Origin of the sequence: Teichococcus coralli, assembly GCF_009829925.1 — a bacterium.
GTDB classification, from domain to species: Bacteria; Pseudomonadota; Alphaproteobacteria; order Acetobacterales; family Acetobacteraceae; genus Pseudoroseomonas; species Pseudoroseomonas coralli.
In genome coordinates this window covers 283,913-301,099 of record NZ_SNVJ01000001.1, presented here as the reverse complement: position 1 = coordinate 301,099, position 17,187 = coordinate 283,913, and the positions used below count along the sequence as shown (strand labels likewise).

Annotated in this window: 17 protein-coding genes; 4 read left to right on the top strand and 13 right to left on the bottom strand. The window is 71.3% G+C overall.

Features of this window, described 5'->3' with window-relative positions:
- Positions 1-189: 189 nt before the first annotated feature.
- Positions 190-720, top strand: a complete 531-nt coding sequence (locus tag E0493_RS01415; RefSeq protein WP_160935116.1) for a DsrE family protein — start codon at positions 190-192, stop codon at positions 718-720.
- On the opposite strand, the gene E0493_RS01410 is transcribed toward E0493_RS01415, so the two are convergent.
- The 8 genes from E0493_RS01410 to E0493_RS01375 form a co-directional block, all read right to left on the bottom strand.
- A complete protein-coding gene (locus E0493_RS01410; RefSeq protein ID WP_160935115.1) occupies positions 705-1,244 on the bottom strand; it encodes a mismatch-specific DNA-glycosylase in 540 nt (179 codons plus the stop codon). The two genes, E0493_RS01415 and E0493_RS01410, sit on opposite strands and share 16 nt — an antisense overlap.
- The gene (gene recO, locus E0493_RS01405; protein ID WP_160935114.1) at positions 1,237-1,995 is read right to left on the bottom strand and encodes a DNA repair protein RecO; all 759 of its coding nucleotides are present in this window, start codon (positions 1,993-1,995) and stop codon (positions 1,237-1,239) included. The genes E0493_RS01410 and recO overlap by 8 nt, the downstream gene beginning before the upstream one ends.
- 139 nt (positions 1,996-2,134) lie before the next feature.
- Entirely contained in the window at positions 2,135-3,037 is a 903-nt protein-coding gene (gene era, locus E0493_RS01400) for a GTPase Era (protein ID WP_160935261.1), read from the bottom strand.
- A 32-nt stretch (positions 3,038-3,069) separates the two neighbouring features.
- Entirely contained in the window at positions 3,070-3,831 is a 762-nt protein-coding gene (gene rnc / locus E0493_RS01395; protein ID WP_160935113.1) for a ribonuclease III, read from the bottom strand.
- Between the two features lie 13 nt (positions 3,832-3,844).
- Positions 3,845-4,597, bottom strand: coding sequence for a signal peptidase I (gene lepB, locus E0493_RS01390; protein ID WP_160935112.1), 753 nt, complete (start codon positions 4,595-4,597; stop codon positions 3,845-3,847).
- Positions 4,598-4,684: 87 nt separating this feature from the next.
- Complete coding sequence (locus E0493_RS01385) at positions 4,685-5,722, bottom strand: LLM class flavin-dependent oxidoreductase (RefSeq protein ID WP_160935111.1); 1,038 nt, start codon at positions 5,720-5,722, stop codon at positions 4,685-4,687.
- Positions 5,723-5,955: 233 nt separating this feature from the next.
- The gene (gene bluB / locus E0493_RS01380; RefSeq protein ID WP_160935110.1) at positions 5,956-6,594 is read right to left on the bottom strand and encodes a 5,6-dimethylbenzimidazole synthase; all 639 of its coding nucleotides are present in this window, start codon (positions 6,592-6,594) and stop codon (positions 5,956-5,958) included.
- A 4-nt stretch (positions 6,595-6,598) separates the two neighbouring features.
- A complete protein-coding gene (locus E0493_RS01375) occupies positions 6,599-7,666 on the bottom strand; it encodes a lysine-2,3-aminomutase-like protein (RefSeq protein ID WP_160935109.1) in 1,068 nt (355 codons plus the stop codon).
- Between the two features lie 37 nt (positions 7,667-7,703).
- Between E0493_RS01375 and epmA the strand changes: the two genes are divergently transcribed.
- Entirely contained in the window at positions 7,704-8,765 is a 1,062-nt protein-coding gene (epmA, locus tag E0493_RS01370) for an EF-P lysine aminoacylase EpmA (protein ID WP_160935108.1), read from the top strand.
- Here the strand turns inward: epmA and E0493_RS01365 are convergent.
- Positions 8,759-9,532, bottom strand: coding sequence for an arginyltransferase (locus E0493_RS01365; protein ID WP_160935107.1), 774 nt, complete (start codon positions 9,530-9,532; stop codon positions 8,759-8,761). The genes epmA and E0493_RS01365 overlap by 7 nt on opposite strands.
- Positions 9,533-9,598: 66 nt before the next feature.
- Positions 9,599-12,004: a penicillin acylase family protein gene (locus tag E0493_RS01360; protein ID WP_160935106.1), complete on the bottom strand. Its 2,406-nt coding sequence runs from the start codon at positions 12,002-12,004 to the stop codon at positions 9,599-9,601.
- Between the two features lie 77 nt (positions 12,005-12,081).
- Here E0493_RS01360 and E0493_RS01355 point away from each other — a divergent pair, with 77 nt between their 5' ends.
- Together E0493_RS01355 and E0493_RS01350 are read left to right on the top strand one after the other, a co-directional pair.
- Complete coding sequence (locus tag E0493_RS01355; protein WP_160935105.1) at positions 12,082-12,471, top strand: YraN family protein; 390 nt, start codon at positions 12,082-12,084, stop codon at positions 12,469-12,471.
- 486 nt (positions 12,472-12,957) lie between these two features.
- A complete protein-coding gene (locus tag E0493_RS01350; protein ID WP_160935104.1) occupies positions 12,958-13,893 on the top strand; it encodes a bifunctional helix-turn-helix transcriptional regulator/GNAT family N-acetyltransferase in 936 nt (311 codons plus the stop codon).
- A gap of 111 nt (positions 13,894-14,004) precedes the next feature.
- On the opposite strand, the gene acpS is transcribed toward E0493_RS01350, so the two are convergent.
- From acpS to rpoZ, 3 genes are read right to left on the bottom strand one after another with little or no spacing between them, the layout of a single operon-like run.
- The gene (gene acpS, locus E0493_RS01345; protein ID WP_160935103.1) at positions 14,005-14,418 is read right to left on the bottom strand and encodes a holo-ACP synthase; all 414 of its coding nucleotides are present in this window, start codon (positions 14,416-14,418) and stop codon (positions 14,005-14,007) included.
- Positions 14,419-14,462: 44 nt separating this feature from the next.
- Positions 14,463-16,790 (bottom strand): RelA/SpoT family protein, encoded by a 2,328-nt coding sequence (locus tag E0493_RS01340; RefSeq protein WP_160935102.1) that lies wholly within the window; start codon positions 16,788-16,790, stop codon positions 14,463-14,465.
- Positions 16,738-17,139 (bottom strand): DNA-directed RNA polymerase subunit omega, encoded by a 402-nt coding sequence (gene rpoZ, locus E0493_RS01335; RefSeq protein WP_160935101.1) that lies wholly within the window; start codon positions 17,137-17,139, stop codon positions 16,738-16,740. Before rpoZ ends, E0493_RS01340 begins: the two co-directional genes overlap by 53 nt.
- Positions 17,140-17,187 lie beyond the last annotated feature (48 nt).

Sequence of the window (17,187 nt, the reverse complement as noted above, 5' to 3'; positions counted from 1 at the left end):
ACTAACGACAAGCGTCGCGACCTGGTTCGCAGCGTCTCCGCTGGCCAAAAATTGACAAGCCTGCTTCGCGGCGCGGCCTGTACCTTGCCGCGCAGGCGTTCCACACCCACGGCACGCGGCGAGCGGAATTCCGCGCAGGCGGATTGGCGCCGCGATGGCACAGTGGACTGATGCGGTAAGGAGAGAAGCATGAAGGCTGTTCTGACAGCCGCGGTGCTGGTTGCGTCGCTGGCGTGGTGCGGGCCGTCGCAGGCGGCTCCTCCATCGGCAGAGCCCTATGCGGACCAGAAGGTTGTCTACCACAACGATGGTGGACACACCTCAATTTCGATCTTCAAGCGAGTTTACCTGATGATGCGCGGGCTGGTCTCCGACGAGGACGTCGCCGGCGAGGCCAACGAGGCCTACTTCCAAGGCCTGCTCGGCAACATCCGCAACCACATCAACGCCGTCGGCAAGGAGCATGTGCGGATCAGCGTGGTGGACCACTCCGCCGGCGTGGAGATGTTCAAGCTCGCCAACCGCGACAAGGCGCTGGCAGCCAAGATGGATGCGCTCCGCGCCGATGGCGTGCGCTTCTTGATCTGCGCCAACACGCTGAACGCGACGCATATCGACTGGCGCCAGCTCCATGGCGTCAATGAGGAGGACGTCGTGCCCAGCGGCGTCGCCGAGATCGCGAAGCTTGAAGGTCAGGGCTACGTCTACATCCATCCCTGAGCAGCGGCGGCGCCGGCGCGGGTCTCGTTGAACCAGGCGCCGAGCGCGAGCCAGGGCCGCGCATCCCAGAAGCGGCTCGCCTGCCCGGAGGTGGAGGGCAGCACCCAGACCGGCGGGAAGTCAGCCGGTCCCTCGTTCCTGCCGTAATGCAGCGCGCCGGTGCGCCGCCCGAGAAAGGCGGCGGCCGGCGCCTTGGCGGTGAAAGCCAGCGCGGCCGGCCGCGCGGCGCGAATGCGCGCGGCGAAGCCTTCCGGGTCATAGGCGCCCGGGGGCAACTCGTCGTCGTTGCCGGAGGCGTGCTTCGCCATGTCCGTCAGGCCGATGCCGAGGCCGAGCAGCGAGGGATACTCGGCCGGCGCCAGCCGTCGCGGCGTGAAGCCGGCCTGGTGCAGGACCGACCAGAAGCGGTTGCCGGGATGCGCGTAGTAGGCCTGCCGTGCGGCGGAAACCGCGCCGGGCGCCGAGCCGCAGAAGACCAGCCGCAGGCCCGGCGCCAGGAGGTCCGGCAGCACCGGCTCAGGCATCGGCAACGGCCTCCGCGGGCGGCGGAAGCAGGGCGGCGATGCGCGCCTCCAACCATCCCCGTGCCGGCGGCAGCGGCTGCTGACGCGCGCCGAAGGCGTCACGGGCCAGGAAATGGCCGGTCAGGCGCAGCCCGGCGAGCCACTGCGCCGGATCGGTCTCCGCCTGCCCGCCAAGCAGGAAGGAGGGCAGGGGCAGCAGCCGGTCACGATATGGCGCGGCCGCCTCGGCGCTCACCACCCGGCCGGTGCGCGGGGAGACATGCGTCAGGTGCTCGCGGCTGCCGGTGACCGTGCAAGCGGAAAGGTCGAGCCCATAGCCAAGCACCTCCAGCAGCAGCCCCTCCCAGCGGATGTAGTCCGCCACGAGCGTGGTGGCGCCGCGGCCGAGATTGGCCATCAGCGCCAGCAGGCCAGAGAAGATGCGGGGCTGCGCTTCCCGCTCCGGCAGGGCGCTCGCGGCCAGGGCGCAGGCGGAACTCAGCAGGGCGAGGCTGAGCGGGTCGTCCATCGCCAGCGCGGCAGAGGGGTGCACCATTTCGCCGGCGAAGGCGCCGAGCTGCTCCGGCAGGCGGCCGATCCAGCGCACCTCCACGAGGTTCCCCGGTTGCCAGAGCCCGGCCTGCGCACGCGAGCCACCGCCCTTTGCCAGCCCGGCGTGACGGCCGTGCTCCTCGGTGAGCACGCTGACCACCGCGCCGCCCTCGCCATGCGGCCGCGTCTCCAGCACGATGGCGGGCGCCTGCCATTCCATGGCCGGTTCTCAGCGCGTTGCCGGAACGGAGGCGCCGGTTGCCGGAGGAGTGTCGGAAGCCGTCATCGGCGCAGGCCCTTCAGGTGCTCGTCACGCCTCAATGTAAGCCGCCGCGCCGCGGAATCCACGGCATCGCGGCTCAGCCGGCGTCGTCCAGCCCGATGGCGCGCAGGCGGGCACGCTCCTCGTCCCAGCCCTGCCGCTCCTTCACGTTGAGGAAGAGGTGCACGCGCCGTTCCAGCAGCTTCTCCAGCTCGCCGCGGGCGCGGCGGCCGATCTCCTTCACCCGCGCCCCGCCGTCGCCGATGATGATCGCCTTCTGCGAGGCGCGGCCGACATAGATGGTGCAGTCGATCCGCACCGAGCCGTCCTGCCGCTCCTGCCAGGCCTCGGTCTCCACCGTGGTATGGTGCGGCACCTCCTCATGCGTCTGGCGCAGGATCTGCTCGCGCACGATCTCGGCCGCCAGCATGCGGTCGGGCAGGTCGGAGAGCTCATCCTCCGGAAAGAGCCAGGGGCCGTAGGGCACGCGGGCGGCGAGCTTCTCCAGCAGGCGGTCCAGCCCGTCGCCGGTCTCGGCGCTGACCATCAGCGTCTCCTCGAAGGAGAGCTGCTCGTTCAGGCTGGCGGTCAGCGGCAGCAGGCGCTTGGTGTCGATCAGGTCGGACTTGTTCAGCACCAGCCAGATCGGCACCTTGCTGCGCTTCAGCACGGAGATGATGGACTGCACCGCCTCGGTCATTCCGGCGCGGGCGTCCACGATCAGCAGCGCGAGATCGGCGTCCTGCGCGCCTTCCCAGGCGGCGGCCACCATGGCGCGGTCGAGCCGGCGGCGCGGCGCGAAGATGCCGGGCGTGTCGGTCAGCACGAGCTGCGACGGGCCCTGCATCACCACGGCCCGGATGCGGAAGCGCGTGGTCTGCGGCTTGGGCGAGACGATGCTCACCTTGGTGCCGGCCAGCCGGTTCACCAGGGTGGACTTGCCGGCATTCGGCGCGCCCACCACGGCGACGATGCCGCAGCGGGTCGGCCCGTTCTCCATGGCCCCGGAAAGGGGGGAAGGGGTGTCTTCGGTCATGTGCTCTCCCGCCCCGCCTGCTGCGCCCCGGTCTGTTGGGACCCGCTCTGTTGGGACCCGCTCTGTTGGGCCTGGGCCAGCCAGGTCTCGGCCGCCGCCTGCTCGGCCGCGCGCTTCGACTCGCCCCGCCCCTCAGCTTCCCGGCCCGCCGCGCGCACCGCGACGACGAAGACCGGCTTATGCGACGGGCCGGTGGTGGAGACCAGGCGGTATTCCGGCAACCCTTCGGCCCGGCCGAGCGTGTGTTCCTGCAGGCGGCTCTTGGCAGACATAGGGGGCGTCAGGTCGGCTTCCAGGAAGCCCGCCCATTCGCGCCGGACGAAATTGCGCGCCACCTCCAGCCCGCCGTCGAGGTAGAGGGCGCCGATCAGCGCCTCGGTGGCGTCCGCGATGACGGTGACGCGCCCGCGCAGGCCGGTGCGGCCCTCGGCGGGCGGCACGCGCAACGCGGCGGGCAGGCCGATCGCCTCGCCCACCTTGGCCAGCGTCTCGGCCGCCACCAGCACGGAAAGGCGCTTGCCCAGCGCGCCCTCCCGCTCCTCGGGGAAGCGCTCGACCAGCCATTCGGCCGTGGCCAGCGCCAGCACGCGGTCGCCGAGGAACTCCAGCCGTTCGTTGGAATCGAGCATGCCCCGCCGCGGGTCGGCGGCGGAGCGGTGGGTGAGTGCCTGCGACAGCAGCCCAGGATCGGTGAAGACGTGCCCGAGGCGCGACAGGAAGCCGGCCCCGGCCGGCGCGGCGGGACCGTTCCCACTCATGCGGCGTGCTCCGTCAACGGACGACCTGAAACAGCCGGCTCCAGCGGATGGCGAAGGGCCAGTCCCACACCTCCCACCAGGCGGCGCTGCCGTCCACGCTGAAGAAAATCATTTCCGCCCGCCCGACCAGGTTCTCCACCGGCACGAAGCCGACGCCACGGTCCATGTCGCGGCTGTCGAGGCTGTTGTCCCGGTTGTCGCCCATGGCGAAGACATTCCCCGGCGGCACGACGAATTCCGGCGTGTTGTCGTAGGGGCCCTCGTCCGACGCCTCCAGGATGCGGTGCTGCACAGGATCGCCGCCGGGCGAGGCCGGCAGCCGCTCGCGGAACAGCCGCACCGTCATGCGCGGCCCGTCGCCCTCGACCGTGTAGAGGCCCAGGGACTCGCGCGGCACTTCCTGGTTGTTCACGTAGAGCCGGCCGCCGCGCATCTGGATGTGGTCGCCCGGCAGGCCGACGATGCGCTTGATGTAGTCGGTCGTGTTGTCGCGGGGGAACTTGAACACCGCCACATCCCCGCGCTCCGGCAGGCTGCCGAGAATGCGCCCCTGGAACAGGTCGGGGCTGAACGGGATCGAGTGCTTCGAATAGCCGTAGGCGTATTTCGAGACGAACAGGTAGTCGCCCACCAGCAGGGTGGGGATCATGCTGCCCGAGGGAATGTTGAACGGCTCGAAGGCAACCGTGCGGATGCCGACGGCGATCAGGCCGGCATAGACCACGGTCTTGATGCTTTCGAGCCAGCCGCCCGTCTTCTTGCTCATCGGTGGGTTCGCGCGAGGCCCTGGTTCGGATCGTCGCGCCAGCCGCCGCGACCGTGGAAGGGGGTAGAGCGCGGGGTGCCTCGCCTGTCAAGGAACGGCCGCCTTCGCGCTGCCCGGAAGGTCGAAGGCGCGGGCCAGCAGCCGCACGGATTCCCGGCGGGCGGCGGGGTCATGCACCGGGCTCAGCACCGCGATCTCCTCCGCGCCCATCTCCGCGGCCAGCGACTCCAGGCGCGCGCGCACCTGCTCCGGGGTGCCGATGATGGCGCGCTCGCGCATCCGCTCCATCTTCGCCGCCTCGGCGGGGGTGGCGGGATAGGCCTCGGCCTCCGCCACGCTCGGCAGGGGCGGGTAGATGCCGCGGTCGCGCGAGAGGCGCCAGACGGCGCGCGAGAGGAAGAGGCGCTGCGCCTCCGCCTCCGTTTCCGCGCAGAGGGCGAAGACGCCGAGCGCGGCGTGCGGCGCGGCCAGCCGCCCGGCCTCGGGGCGGAAGGTCTGGCGGTAGAGCGAGAGCGCCTCCGCCGCGCCGGCGCCATCGGTGATGAAATGCGCGAAGCAGTAGGGCAGGCCCAGATAGGCGGCGAGCTGGGCGCCGTATTCGGAGCTGCCCAGCATCCAGACCTCCGGCCGCGTCGGCCCCTCGGGCTGGGCACGGATGGTGCGGAAGGGGTGGTTGTCCGGCAAGCCTTCGCCGAGCCAGCCCAGCAGCTCCTGCACCTGGGCGGGAAAGCGGTCGGCGCCCTGCTGGGCGGCGAGCGGGTTCAGCGCATAGGCGGTGCGGCCGTCGCTCCCCGGCGCGCGGCCGACGCCGAGATCCACCCGGCCCGGCGCCAGCGCCTCCAGAACGCGGAACTGCTCGGCCACCTTCAGCGACGCGTAATGCGGCAGCATGATCCCGGCCGAGCCGAGGCGGATGCGCTGCGTGGTGGCGGCAATGCCGGCCAGCAGGATCTCCGGCGCCGCCCCGGCATGGCTCTGGCTGTTGTGGTGCTCGGCCAGCCAGTAGCGGGCATAGCCCAGGCGATCGGCGAACTGCGCCATCGCCAGGCTTTCGCGGATGGCTGCGTCCGCCGTGCGGCCGGAGGCGATGGTGGACTGGTCGAGGATCGAGAGGGTGAGGGCCATCCAGGCAGCCTAGCCGGTCTGGCGGCGGAGGAGGAGCTTCGCCGCAACGGACAAGGGCATCCTCGTGGCTTCGCGAGGGGCCGGCCGCCCGGTGCTTCCGGGGTTGCCGGCGCGGCGTTGCCGTTGGCGCCCCATGCTGCTCCGGAGGCGCTTCCCGCAGGAAGGTCCGGCGTTCCGATCGCAGAGCAGCCGCGGACGAGTATCGCCATCCGCAGCCGGATCCGCCTTGGCGGTCAGCGCCGCAGCCGCAGCGCGGCGGCCGCGCGGCGGTGCTCCCAGCCTTCCCGCTCCAGCTCCGGCTGCTCCTCGGCCTGCGGCGGCCATCCCAGGCAGAAATACCCGATCAGCCGCCAGGAGGCCGGCACCTCCAGCGCCGCCAGCACCGCCGCGGGCTCCAGGATCGAGACCCAGCCCAGGCCGAGCCCCTCGGCGCGGGCGGCCAGCCACAGCGTGTGCAGCGCCATGACGGCGGAATACGCTACCGTCTCCGGCATGGTGGCGCGTCCGAGCCCATGCCCCTGCGCCGGGTCCGGCTCGACGCAGAGCGCGAACTGACAGGGTGCCTGGTCCAACCCTTCCAGCTTGAGCCTGGCGTAAAGCGCGGCGCGGGTGGATCCCTGCCCGGCCAGGGCCGTGGCGTTGCAGGCCAGAAAATTCTCGCGGATGGCCGCGCGCCGCGCCGGCTCGTCCACGGTGACGAAGCGCCAGGGCTGGCTGAGACCGACCGAGGGGGCGAGCGCCGCCGTCTCCAGCAGGCGTCCGAGCAACGCTTCCGGAACCGGATCGGGGCGGAAATGCCGTACGTCGCGCCGCCACGCGAAAAGGGTGTGCAACTGCTCGCGAAAGGCAGCGTCGAACTCCGGCGGGATCATCGGGTCAGGCGCCCGAGGCCGGATGCCGATGAGCCAGCCCGTCGAGCGGCCCTTCAACCATCCAGTCCAAACCCTCGGCGGTGGCGAAATCCGGTCCCAGCGGCGCCTTGCCGGCCCCGCCGGGCAGGTCGAGCACGTAGGTGGGCCAGGCGAGGCCGGTCAGCCTCCCCCGCAGCGTCCGCAGGATACGGCGGCCTTCCTCGATGGGCACCTCGAAGCGCGCGGTGCCGGGCGCGCGGTCGAGCTGGTGCAGGTAATAGGGCTTCACCCGCGCGGCCAGCATGGCGCGGAACAGGGCTTCCAGCGCCTCCGGGCTGTCGTTCACGCCCCGCAGCAGCACGCTCTGCCCGAGCAGCCCCACGCCGGCTCCTGCCAGCCGCCGCAGCGCCGCGCGGGCAGGGGCGGCGAATTCCCTGGCATGGTTGGCATGGACGCACAGGAACAGCGCCTTCTCCGTCTCCAGCGCCTCAGCCAGTGCCGGAGTGATCCGCTCCGGCGCTGCCACCGGAACGCGGGAATGAAGGCGGATGATGTCGATATGCGGCATCGCCGAGAGCCGCTGCACGACATGGCGGAGCCGCCGGGGCGAAAGCATCAGCGGGTCGCCGCCGGTCAGGATCGCCTCCCGCACCTGCGGGCTGCCCGCGAACCAGTCCAGCGCCGCCTCCAGCTCCGCCGCCGTGAGCAGCCCGCCATCCGGCCCCACCACCTCGCGCCGGAAGCAGAAGCGGCAATAGACCGGACAGGCCAGCAACGGCTTCAGCAGGGCCCGGTCGGGGTAGCGGTGCACCACGCCCTTCACGGGGGTGAAGGGAGCATCGCTGGTCGGGTCGCTGCGCTCCTGCGGCAGGGTGACCAGCTCGGCCGCATCCGGGATGTATTGCCGGGCGATCGGGTCCGCCGGGTCGGCGGGGTCGATCAGCGCCTGAACCGCGGGAGAAACGGCGATGGCATAGGTCGCGGAAAGCCTGGCCAGCCCAGCCTGGGCCTCGGGCGGGATCAGCCCGGCCTCGGCCAGGCTCTGCGCGTCCCGCAACGTGCGCGGCTTCAATTGGGGGGAACCGTCGGGCATGGTCGGGCGCCTTACGCCCGGAGGCCCCGCGCCCGCAATGCCCGATCCCGCCGACCTGCCATCCGCCCCGCCATCCTGGCACCCGCACAGCCTTGCCGCACGCTTGCCGGCGCTGCGCCGCCGCGCCCGCCTGCTGGCCGAGACACGGGCATTCTTCGGCGCGCGCGGCTATTGCGAGGTGGAAACGCCCGCCCTGGTGCCGGCGCCCGGCATGGAGGTGCATCTCGCCGCCTTTCGCAGCGAGTTCCGCCCGATTCTGGGGGAGGGCAGCTTCCTGCTCTGGCTGCGCACCTCGCCCGAGCTGGCGATCAAGCGGCTGCTGGTGGCGGGGGCGGGGCCGGTCTTCGAGATCGCCCGGGTGTGGCGCAACGGCGAGGTCAGCGAGCGCCATTCGCCCGAGTTCACGATGCTGGAATGGTACCGTCCCGGCGCGGGGCTCGGCGCGCTGATGGACGAGACGGAGGCCTATCTCCGCGCCGTGCTGCCGTCGCGCGTCGCGCATGGCGGCGTGGAAACCGACCTGGCTTCGCCCTTTGAACGCCTCACCATGGCCGAGGCCTTTCGCCGCCACTGCAACGGCCTCGACATCCTGGCGACGCTGGGCGCCGGGGGCGAAGGGGATGCCGCCGCCCTGCGGGCCGCCGCCCGCGCGGCCGGGTTCGGTCCGCGCCCCGGCGAAGGCTGGGAGGACCTGTTCTTCCGCCTGCTGCTGGAGCGGATCGAGCCGCATCTCGGGCGGGGCCGCGCCACTTTCCTGACCCACTGGCCGGCGCCGCAGGCCGCGCTGGCCCGGCGCGATCCGGCCGACCCGCGCGCGGCGCTGCGCTTCGAGCTGTTCGTCGCCGGGCTGGAACTGGCCAATGCCTTCGACGAGCTGACCGATGCCGCCGAGCAGGCCGAACGCTTCGCCCATGACGTGGCGGAGCGGCGGCGCCTCTATGGCGAGGGCTGGCCTGTGGACCAGGACTTCCTGGACGCCCTGACCCTGGGAATGCCGGCCACCGCCGGCATCGCGCTCGGCTTCGACCGGCTGGCCATGCTGGCAGCCGGGGCGGAAAACATCGCGGAAACGCTTTGGCTGGGGCGCTGGCCCTATTGAGGGCTCAGGACGCCGGTGAGCATCGCCGGTTCGGCCGAGGCGCGCTCGTCCAGCGGGCGCCAGGCGCCACCGGTGAGGATCTCGCTGGGCCGGAAGCGCGCCTTGTAGGCCATCTTCCGGCTCTGGGGCACCCAGTAGCCGAGATAAACGTAGGGCAGCCCCATTTCCACCGCCCGCCGCACCAGCCAGAGCACGGCGAAGGTGCCGAGCGAGCGCTTCTCCAGCGATGGCTCGTAGAAGGAGTAGACGGCGGAAAGCCCGTCGCTCAGCCAGTCCGTCAGGCAGGCGCCCAGCAACTGCCCGGTCGCGCCGTCGCGGAACTCCACGAGGCCGGTGGTGATCGGCGTGTCCTCGACCATGGCGCGGTAGTCGTAGAAGCCCATCGCGGCCATGTCGCCGTCCTGGTGGCGGGCGCGCTGGTAGCGCTGGAACAGCGCGAACTGCTCCGCGGTGGCGCGGGCGGGCGTCGCCTCGCCCGCCACGGTCTCGTTGGCGCGCAGGATGCGGCGCTGGGTGCGGTCGGGCACGAAGCGGGTGGCGTCGATGCGGATGGGGATGCAGGCCTGGCAGCCCGGGCAGACCGGCGAATAGGCGATGTTGTGGCTGCGGCGGAAGCCGGCGCGGGAGAGGCGGTCGTGCAACGCCTCGGCCTCCGGGCCGGTCAGTTCGGTCACGATCTTCCGCTCCATGCGGCCGGCCAGATAGGGGCAGGGCAGCGGAGCGGTCGTGTAGAAGAAGTGCGGGCGGCGGGCCGAACGGTGCAGCATGTTTTTCCTACTTTCTCCGCCCGCAGCGACGGATGCAACTGCCGATGCGCCACGGCTTGCACTCCATCAGCGCGGCGCCAGCGTGAGCTGGCCCCCCCGCGCCTCCGAGCCGCGGCCGAGCTGCAGCAACAACGGACCATCCTCGGCGCGCGGCGCGGCCCAGAGCGGCGCCTGATCCCCCCAGTGGGCCGAGAGCGGGTTGCCCGACTGGCCGGTGCCGATCACCGCCCAGACACCTTCAGGGCCGGAAAGATCGAACACCGCGCGCAGGCCGGGGCCGTGGACATGCGCGAAGCCGGCGCCGAGGCCGCCCCGGTTGACCGTCTCGCCGTCGCCGGGTGTCGGGACGGCGATGGTGCTCCACTCGCCCAGCACGGGCAGGAAGCGCAGCAGCGGATGGGTGAACCGCGCCTGATGCGCCTCGCCCCAGCGCCAGGCGGCGGGTTCCGGCCCGTAGCGCCCGACCAGTTCTGCCGCCGCTTCCTCAAGGGCCTGCGTGGCCAGGGCGGCGCAGGCTCCGCCAGGCGCGAAGGGCGGCGCCGCTTGCGGCTGGCCGGCTTCGGCTCGTGGGCGGCACCAGTGCGCGCCGGCGCCGTCGGGCCGCAGCACGAAGCGCAGGAATTCCGCGGTGGCCGGCCAGGCGCCTTCCGGCACGCCGCCATGGGCCAGGGCGAGCCGCGCCGCTGCCCGCCACCAGGCGTTGAAGATCAGTGGCTGAGGACGGTCGGTGGCCATGCTGCCGTCCCAGGAGAGCAAGAGGTCGCGCGCCGCGCCCGCCGTGCCCGCGGGGCGGGGAAGGGCGCGCAGCACCGGCAGGGTGTCCCGGGCGAAGAGGCTGATCGAATCCCGCTGCATGACGGCGAGATCCTGCGGCGCCTGCCGCTCGCGCTGCGCCAGGAGATCCTGGATACGGCGAAAGCGCCAGTCGCCGAACCAGTCGCGGCCGAGATAGGGCTCCGCATCCCCGGGCTGCACCCGGTTGTTGGCATTGACCAACTGGCCGCCGGGCGGGTTCTCCCGATGCGGCATCTCGTCGAAGGGCACGAAGCCGACCCAGTCGTGGCTGCCGTCCCAGCCCGGAGCGGGCTGGCTGCCATCGCCCGCGCGGCGGATCGGCGTCCGCCCGGTCAGGTACATGGCGATGCCGCCCGCCGCATCGGCCACCATCAGGTTCTGCGGCGGCGAGGTGATGAGCGCTGCCGCCGCCCGCGCCTCCGCGAGCGAGGTGGCGCGGTTCAGCGCCAGCAGTCCGGCTGCCGCGCTGTCCTCCGGCTCCAGGTTGGCCATGCGCACGGCCAGCACGGTGCCTTCCTCCGGGCTGCCTTCCAGGTCGCTCACCACCGGGCCGTGCCGGGTCTCGCGCACCCGCAGCAGCTCGGGCGCGCGCCCACGCACCGGGATGGCTTCCTCGCGAAGGGTGAAGGGCCGGGGGCCATCCGGCGTCTCATAGCGGTCCGACCCGGCGAGCCGCTCGACGAAGACGTCCTGCGTGTCCGAGGAGGTGGTGGTGAATCCCCAGGCGATCCGCTCGTTGCGGCCGATGACCATGAAGGGAACACCGGGCGAGGTGGCGCCGGCGAGAAAGCGGCCCTCCGGCAACTCAACGCGGACGAGGTACCAGAGGATCGGGGCGTTGAAGCCGAGATGCGGATCGGAAGCGAGCAGCGGCGCCCCCGTTACCGAATGGGCGCCGTTCACCGCCCAGACGTTGGATGCGGTGGCGGGCAGCGGCGCATCCTCGGGGAAGTGCGGCACGGCGGCGGCGAGGCGCGCCAGCCGGTCCGGCGCCAGGGCAGCGCGCTGATCGGGGCGTCCCGGACTGCCGTCGGCCGGCCACAGCTCGGCCAGCCAATCGGGCGGGAGCAGCGACGCAAGCCGGGCGCGATCGATCTCGGTGCGCCAGTTGCCGGAAAGCCACAGCCCCATCGTCTTGGCCCAGAGCAGCGAATCCCAGGGACGCCAGGGCTCCGGAATGCCGAGCGCCAGGAATTCCGGCGCTGCGAGCCGGCCCTTGGCCTCCATCCAGGCATTCACCCCATCCGCATAAGCCTGCAGGATGTCGCGGGTTTCGGCGGGAAGAGCGGCGAAATCCTTCTCGGCGCGCCCCTCCAGCCCAAGTGTGCGATGGAAGCGGTCCAGCCGCAGGGCGGCGGGGCCGGCGAGTTCCGCCAGCCGCCCCGCAGCGTTGCGGCGCATCAGCTCCATCTGGAAGAGTCTGTCCCGCGCATGCAGCCAGCCCAGCGTCATCGCGGCGTCCCGCTCGCTGGCGGCCGTGATCCGGGGGATGCCGAAGCCATCCTCCACGACCTGCGCGGGAGCGGAGAGGCCGGGCAGGGCAACGCGCCCGGAATGCGGCGGCAGGCTGGCCCAGAGCAGGCCCGCCACCCCGGCCACCGCCAGAACCAGCAACAGCGTGGCCGTCAGCAGGCCCCGCATCAGGAAACGGCGGAGCCGCCCGGGTCGTTGTCGCATGCCGTTGGTGTAGAGGAATTCGGCCCGTCTCCACAGAGCCGGTTGCGCCGTGTCGCATCCGCGTGAACAGTGGCGCCATGCCTGTCGCCGAAGCTTCGAACGCCTCACCCGTCCGTCGCGCCGCCGAGGCGCGTGGGCGTGCGGCGGAGGAACGCGTCGCCCTGCGCCTGGAGGCGGAAGGATGGCGCATCCTGGCTCGTCGCTGGCGCAGCGGCGCGGGAGAAATCGACCTGATCGGCGAATGCCGGGGCCTGCTGGCCTTCATCGAGGTGAAGGCGCGCCCGCGTCTGGCGGAGGCTGCCTTCGCGCTTGGCGCGCGCCAGCAGGCGCGATTGCTGGCTGCCGCCGAGGCCTGGATGGCAGCGAATCCCGGCCACGGATCCGGCGGCATCCGCTTTGACGTGGTGCTGGTGGACGGCGAAGGCCGGATGCGGCGGATCAAGGACGCACTCCGCGCCGGGGGATGACGGTCCTCCCGCAGGGCGGCGGCGGCATGCATCCCAGTTCCAGCGTACGGGCGCGGGTCATGCGGCGCAGGCCCTCGGCCGCCCCGATCTGGCGCATGGGCCCCTGCCGCGTGCGTTGGAAGCGGCATCCGGCTTCGCGGAAGCCGGTCCCGAGGGGTCGCGCGGGCTGCAAAGGATCACGCTGCCCCGGCGGAATTCGCATCCGCACCGCGCCGCAGGCCGCATTGAGCCGCCAGTCCCATATTTCGGCGCACCCGCGACAACTCTTGGAGGCGCTTGCAGGACGGCGGCGGAACACAGGACGGGGGGAGGGGCAGAGCCGCTCGCGAAACAAGCAGTCGCTTTCCGCACCTCCGCATTTTCCCTCGCGATCCTGTCGGCGCAGCACGGAAGGGGCGAGCCCGCACCATGAGGCAGAAAACAACTTGCCTGAAGCAGATATTCATCTGACTTTGGCAGCGGGTTTGCGGAGGAAGGAGAAGGGGCGTGCCGAATCCTGCCGATGGGGGTGCCGTCGCGGCCGTACGACGTTTCAGCCGCTTCTACACGCGCCGCCTGGGCCTGCTACGCGAGGGGTTGCTGGGTGGTCCGCTGCCGCTGACGGAGGCGCGGATCATCTATGAGCTGGGCGAGCGTGGCATCACCACCGCCACCCTTCTCGGCGCGGAGCTGGAACTCGACTCCGGGTATCTCAGCCGGGTCCTGCGCGGGCTGGAGGAACGCGGCCTCATCGCAAAGACCCCTTCGCCCCAGGACGGCCGCCAGCTCCTGCTTTCCTTGACACCGGCAGGGCGCGTCACCTTTGCCGAGCTGGACGGGCGCTCCCGCGAGGCGGTGGGCGCGATGCTGCGCGCCATGCCTGAACGGGACCAGGAGCGGCTGACCGAGGCTCTTGCCGTCGTTGAACGCCTGCTGGGTGGCCAGGCGCCGGAGGGCGTGGCGGCGCCCTTCCTGTTGCGGCCGCCGCGCCCCGGCGACTACGGCTGGGTGGTGCATCGCCACGGTGCGCTCTACGCGCGCGAGTACGGCCTGGACGAAAGCTTTGAAGCGCTGGTGGCGGAGATCGTGGCGCAGTTCATCCGCACCTTCGATCCCCAGCGCGAGCGCTGCTGGATCGCGGAGCGGCAGGGCGTGGTGGTTGGCTCCGCCTTTCTGGTGCGGGAGTCGGATACGGGCGGCAAGCTGCGCCTCGTCTATGTGGAGCCGGAGGCGCGTGGCCTCGGCATCGGCCGCGCGCTGGTCAGGGAATGCATCCACACCGCGCGCGCACTGGGCTACGCGCGGCTGACGCTCTGGACCAACGACGTGCTGGTGGCGGCCCGCAGCATCTACGCGGCGGAAGGCTTTCGCCTGGTTTCCGAGGAATCCTACCACGGCTTCGGCCGCGACCTCGTGGGCGAGCAATGGGCGCTGGAGCTGTAGTGCTCCGCCTGAGAGCCCGTTTGAGTGGGGCGGCGGAGGGCCGGCGAGGGGCTTTTCGCGCCGGTCGGAAAGATTCGCCAGAGCGACCCGCAGCCATTCTCGAACGGGCTCTTAGAGGGGCGCGAGGCGCACCGCAGAAATGATGACGATGGCCTGAGCGTAGGGATACTCGTCGGTCATGGTCAGGCTGACCTGCGCGCCGTGGCCGGGAGGCGTGATCGTGTCCAGCCGCTTGGCCGCGCCGCCGGTCAAGCGCAGCGAGGGTTGCCCGGTGGAGAGATTGATCACGCCGAGGTCGCGCCAGAACACGCCGTCGCGGAACCCGGTGCCGAGCGCCTTGGAGGCCGCCTCCTTGGCGGCGAAGCGCTTGGCGTAGGTGGCGGCACGCAGCTTCTCCGCTCGGCTCTCCGCCTTCTTCCGCTCCAGGGGCGTGAAGACGCGCTCCAGGAAACGCTCGCCGTAGCGCTCGATCGAGCGCTCGATGCGGCGGATGTCCACGATGTCGTTGCCGAGGCCGATGATCATGCCGCTGCCTTACCGCCGGGGAGGGCCGGCGTCACCCCTTGGGGTCACCCCTTGCTGCGCTCCACCTGGATGATGCCAGGGCAGGCCCGGAGCGCCGCGACGACGTTGGAAAGGTGCCTGAGGTCCGACACTTCCAGGTCCACCACCACCTCCGCGAAGTCGGCGCCACGATGGGCGAAGCGCAGGTTGTGCAGCCGCCCGTTCTGCTTGGCGATGGCCACCGTCATGGCGGCGATGGCGGCGTCCTCATTGCTCGTCACCACGTCCAGGCGGCCAAGATGGGCGCCGCTGGAGCCGGCCTCGTAGTCCCAGTCGATGTCGAGGAAGCGCTCGGGCGTCGCCGCCAGGGCTTCGAGGTTGTGGCAGTCCGCCCGGTGCACCGTCACGCCCTTGCCGGTCGTGACGATGCCGACAATGCGGTCCCCCGGCACGGGATGGCAGCAGCCGGCGAACTGCACGGCCATGCCCGCCACCAGCCCGGTGATGCCCGAGCTGGCCTCGCGCCGCCGCTCGGTGCGGACCACGGTGGCGCCCGGCTTGCCGCGGGCGCGGGCGAGGGGGAGGTTGTCGAGCGGCCGCGGTGGCCCGCGCAGCTCCGGAATGGCGGCGTGCAGCACCTCGCGCCCGGTGATGTGCCCGGCACCGACCGCGACGCAAAGCTCCTCGAAGCCCGGATACTTGAAGACCTTGAGCGCCGGCTCGACCAGCTTCTCCGAGAAATCCACCCCTTCCTGCCGGAAGGCGCGGGCGATCGCGCTGCGGCCCTGCTCCTGGTACTCCGCGCGCTGCCGCGCCATGGCGAAGCGCTTGATGCGCGCCTTGGCCTTGCCGGTGACGACGAAGCGCTCCCAGGCCGGGTTCGGCGTGCCGCCGCGCGCGGTGATGATCTCGACCTGGTCGCCATTCTCAAGCTGGTGGCGCAGCGGGACGATGCGGCCGTTGATCTTGGCGCCGACACAGGCATCGCCGACCTGGCTATGGACCTGGTAGGCGAAATCCACCGGGGTGGCGCCGCGCGGCAGGGCGATCAGGTCGCCCTTGGGCGTGAAGCAGAAGACCTGGTCCTGGTGCAGGGCGAGCTTGGTGTGCTCCAGGAAGTCCTGCGGCTCGGCGGCCGTCTCCAGGATCTCCAGCAGCTCCCTCACCCAGGGATAGCGGCGCTTCTTCGGGGAATCCTCCGGCGCGCCGCCCTGCTTGTACATCCAGTGCGCGGCGACGCCGTACTCGGCGATCTCGTGCATGTCCGGCGTGCGGATCTGCACCTCGATCTTGGCGTTGCGCCGCTCCGGCACCGTGACGCCCGTGTGCAGCGACTGGTAGCCGTTGGGCTTGGGCGTGCTGATGTAGTCCTTGAAGCGCCCGGGCACCACGCGATAGGCGGAGTGGATGGCGCCGAGCGCCGCGTAGCAGTTCGCCTTGTCCGTGGTGACGATGCGGAAGGCCATGATGTCCGAGAGCTGCTCGAACTCGACCTTCTTCTCGTGCATCTTCATCCAGATCGAGTAGGGCGACTTCTCGCGCCCGTTCACCTCGATCACCGGCACCTCGGCCGCCTCCAGCTTGGCGCGGAGATCGGCGGCGATCTCGTCGATCAAGTCGGCGCCCTGGCCGCGCAGGAAGGCGAGCCGGGCGGTGATGGTCTGGTAGGCGTCCGGCTGCAACTCGCGGAAGGAAAGCGACTGCAGCTCGGTCTTGACCGCGTCCATGCCGATGCGCTCGGCCAGCGGCGCGTAGATCTCCATGGTTTCGCGGGCGATGCGCGCGCGCTTCTCGGGCTGCGGCTTGAAGTGCAGCGTCCGCATGTTGTGCAGCCGGTCAGCCAGCTTGACCAGCAGCACGCGGATGTCCTCGCTCATGGCGAGGACGAGCTTGCGGAAGTTCTCGGCCTGCTTGGTGCGCTCCGACTGCAGCTCCAGCCGGGTCAGCTTGGTGACGCCGTCCACCAGCCGGGCGATGTCGGAGCCGAAGCGCTTCTCCAGCTCCGGCAGGGAAATGCCGGTATCTTCCACCGTGTCATGCAGCAGGGCGGTGGCGATGGTGGCGGTGTCGAGCCGGTAGCCCGCCAGGATACGGGCGACGGCGAGCGGATGGGTGATGTAGGGGTCGCCGTTCTCGCGTGCCTGGGAGGCATGGGCGGTGGCGGCGAGATTATAGGCGGCCTCGATCAGCGCGACATCGGCGCGCGGGTCGTAGGCGGCCACCTGCCGGGCAAGGTCCGTGCCCGGCGTCTCGATGACGGGTGCGGCCGCCGCGGGATCGGGCGACGGCGCCGGGTTGAGGAGGTCGGTCCCGGCGTCCCGCTTCAAGCGCGCCTCCGGCTCAGCGGCGGTTTCCGCCGCCGAGCTCGGCCGCGATGGCGGCCTCGATGTCATCGGGCGAGAGGTCTTCGCCCGCGCCGCCTTCATTGCCCTGGTCCTCGTTGACGTCCATGACGCCGAAGATGTTCTCGTCGGTGGCGATGAGGTCGATGACCTCCTCCTCCACCGGCTCGGGCTCAGGCGCACGCAGCAGGGACTTGATCAGGTCCTGCTCCAGCGCGGCCGTCTCGACCGTGTCCTCGGCGATCTCGCGCAGGGCAACGACCGGGTTCTTGTCGTTGTCGCGATCAAGAGTGAGTTCCTCGCCACGGCTGATGTTGCGCGCGCGCTGGGCCGCGAGCAGCACCAGCTCGAAACGGTTCGGGATCTTCAGGACGCAGTCTTCGACCGTGACGCGGGCCATAGGTGGCCTCCAAATTCCAGTGGCGTGCCGAACCTCCCAGATAGCCAT

Excerpts from the sequence above, each read along its gene's own strand:
- acpS (WP_160935103.1), bottom strand. The coding sequence starts at position 14,418 with ATGATCATCGGCCTCGGCAACGACATCGTGGACATCCGCCGCATCGAG.
- E0493_RS01385 (WP_160935111.1), bottom strand. The coding sequence starts at position 5,722 with ATGGCCCTCACCCTCTCGATCCTCGACCAGTCCACCATCGCCTCCGGC.
- E0493_RS01375 (WP_160935109.1), bottom strand. The coding sequence starts at position 7,666 with ATGCCCGACGGTTCCCCCCAATTGAAGCCGCGCACGTTGCGGGACGCG.
- E0493_RS01355 (WP_160935105.1), top strand. The coding sequence starts at position 12,082 with ATGCCTGTCGCCGAAGCTTCGAACGCCTCACCCGTCCGTCGCGCCGCC.
- E0493_RS01415 (WP_160935116.1), top strand. The coding sequence starts at position 190 with ATGAAGGCTGTTCTGACAGCCGCGGTGCTGGTTGCGTCGCTGGCGTGG.
- rnc (WP_160935113.1), bottom strand. The coding sequence starts at position 3,831 with ATGAGTGGGAACGGTCCCGCCGCGCCGGCCGGGGCCGGCTTCCTGTCG.
- recO (WP_160935114.1), bottom strand. The coding sequence starts at position 1,995 with ATGGAATGGCAGGCGCCCGCCATCGTGCTGGAGACGCGGCCGCATGGC.
- epmA (WP_160935108.1), top strand. The coding sequence starts at position 7,704 with ATGCCCGATCCCGCCGACCTGCCATCCGCCCCGCCATCCTGGCACCCG.
- rpoZ (WP_160935101.1), bottom strand. The coding sequence starts at position 17,139 with ATGGCCCGCGTCACGGTCGAAGACTGCGTCCTGAAGATCCCGAACCGT.
- bluB (WP_160935110.1), bottom strand. The coding sequence starts at position 6,594 with ATGATCCCGCCGGAGTTCGACGCTGCCTTTCGCGAGCAGTTGCACACC.
- era (WP_160935261.1), bottom strand. The coding sequence starts at position 3,037 with ATGGAGAACGGGCCGACCCGCTGCGGCATCGTCGCCGTGGTGGGCGCG.
- E0493_RS01365 (WP_160935107.1), bottom strand. The coding sequence starts at position 9,532 with ATGCTGCACCGTTCGGCCCGCCGCCCGCACTTCTTCTACACGACCGCT.
- E0493_RS01360 (WP_160935106.1), bottom strand. The coding sequence starts at position 12,004 with ATGCGACAACGACCCGGGCGGCTCCGCCGTTTCCTGATGCGGGGCCTG.
- E0493_RS01340 (WP_160935102.1), bottom strand. The coding sequence starts at position 16,790 with ATGACATCGAGGCCGCCATCGCGGCCGAGCTCGGCGGCGGAAACCGCC.
- E0493_RS01410 (WP_160935115.1), bottom strand. The coding sequence starts at position 1,244 with ATGCCTGAGCCGGTGCTGCCGGACCTCCTGGCGCCGGGCCTGCGGCTG.
- lepB (WP_160935112.1), bottom strand. The coding sequence starts at position 4,597 with ATGAGCAAGAAGACGGGCGGCTGGCTCGAAAGCATCAAGACCGTGGTC.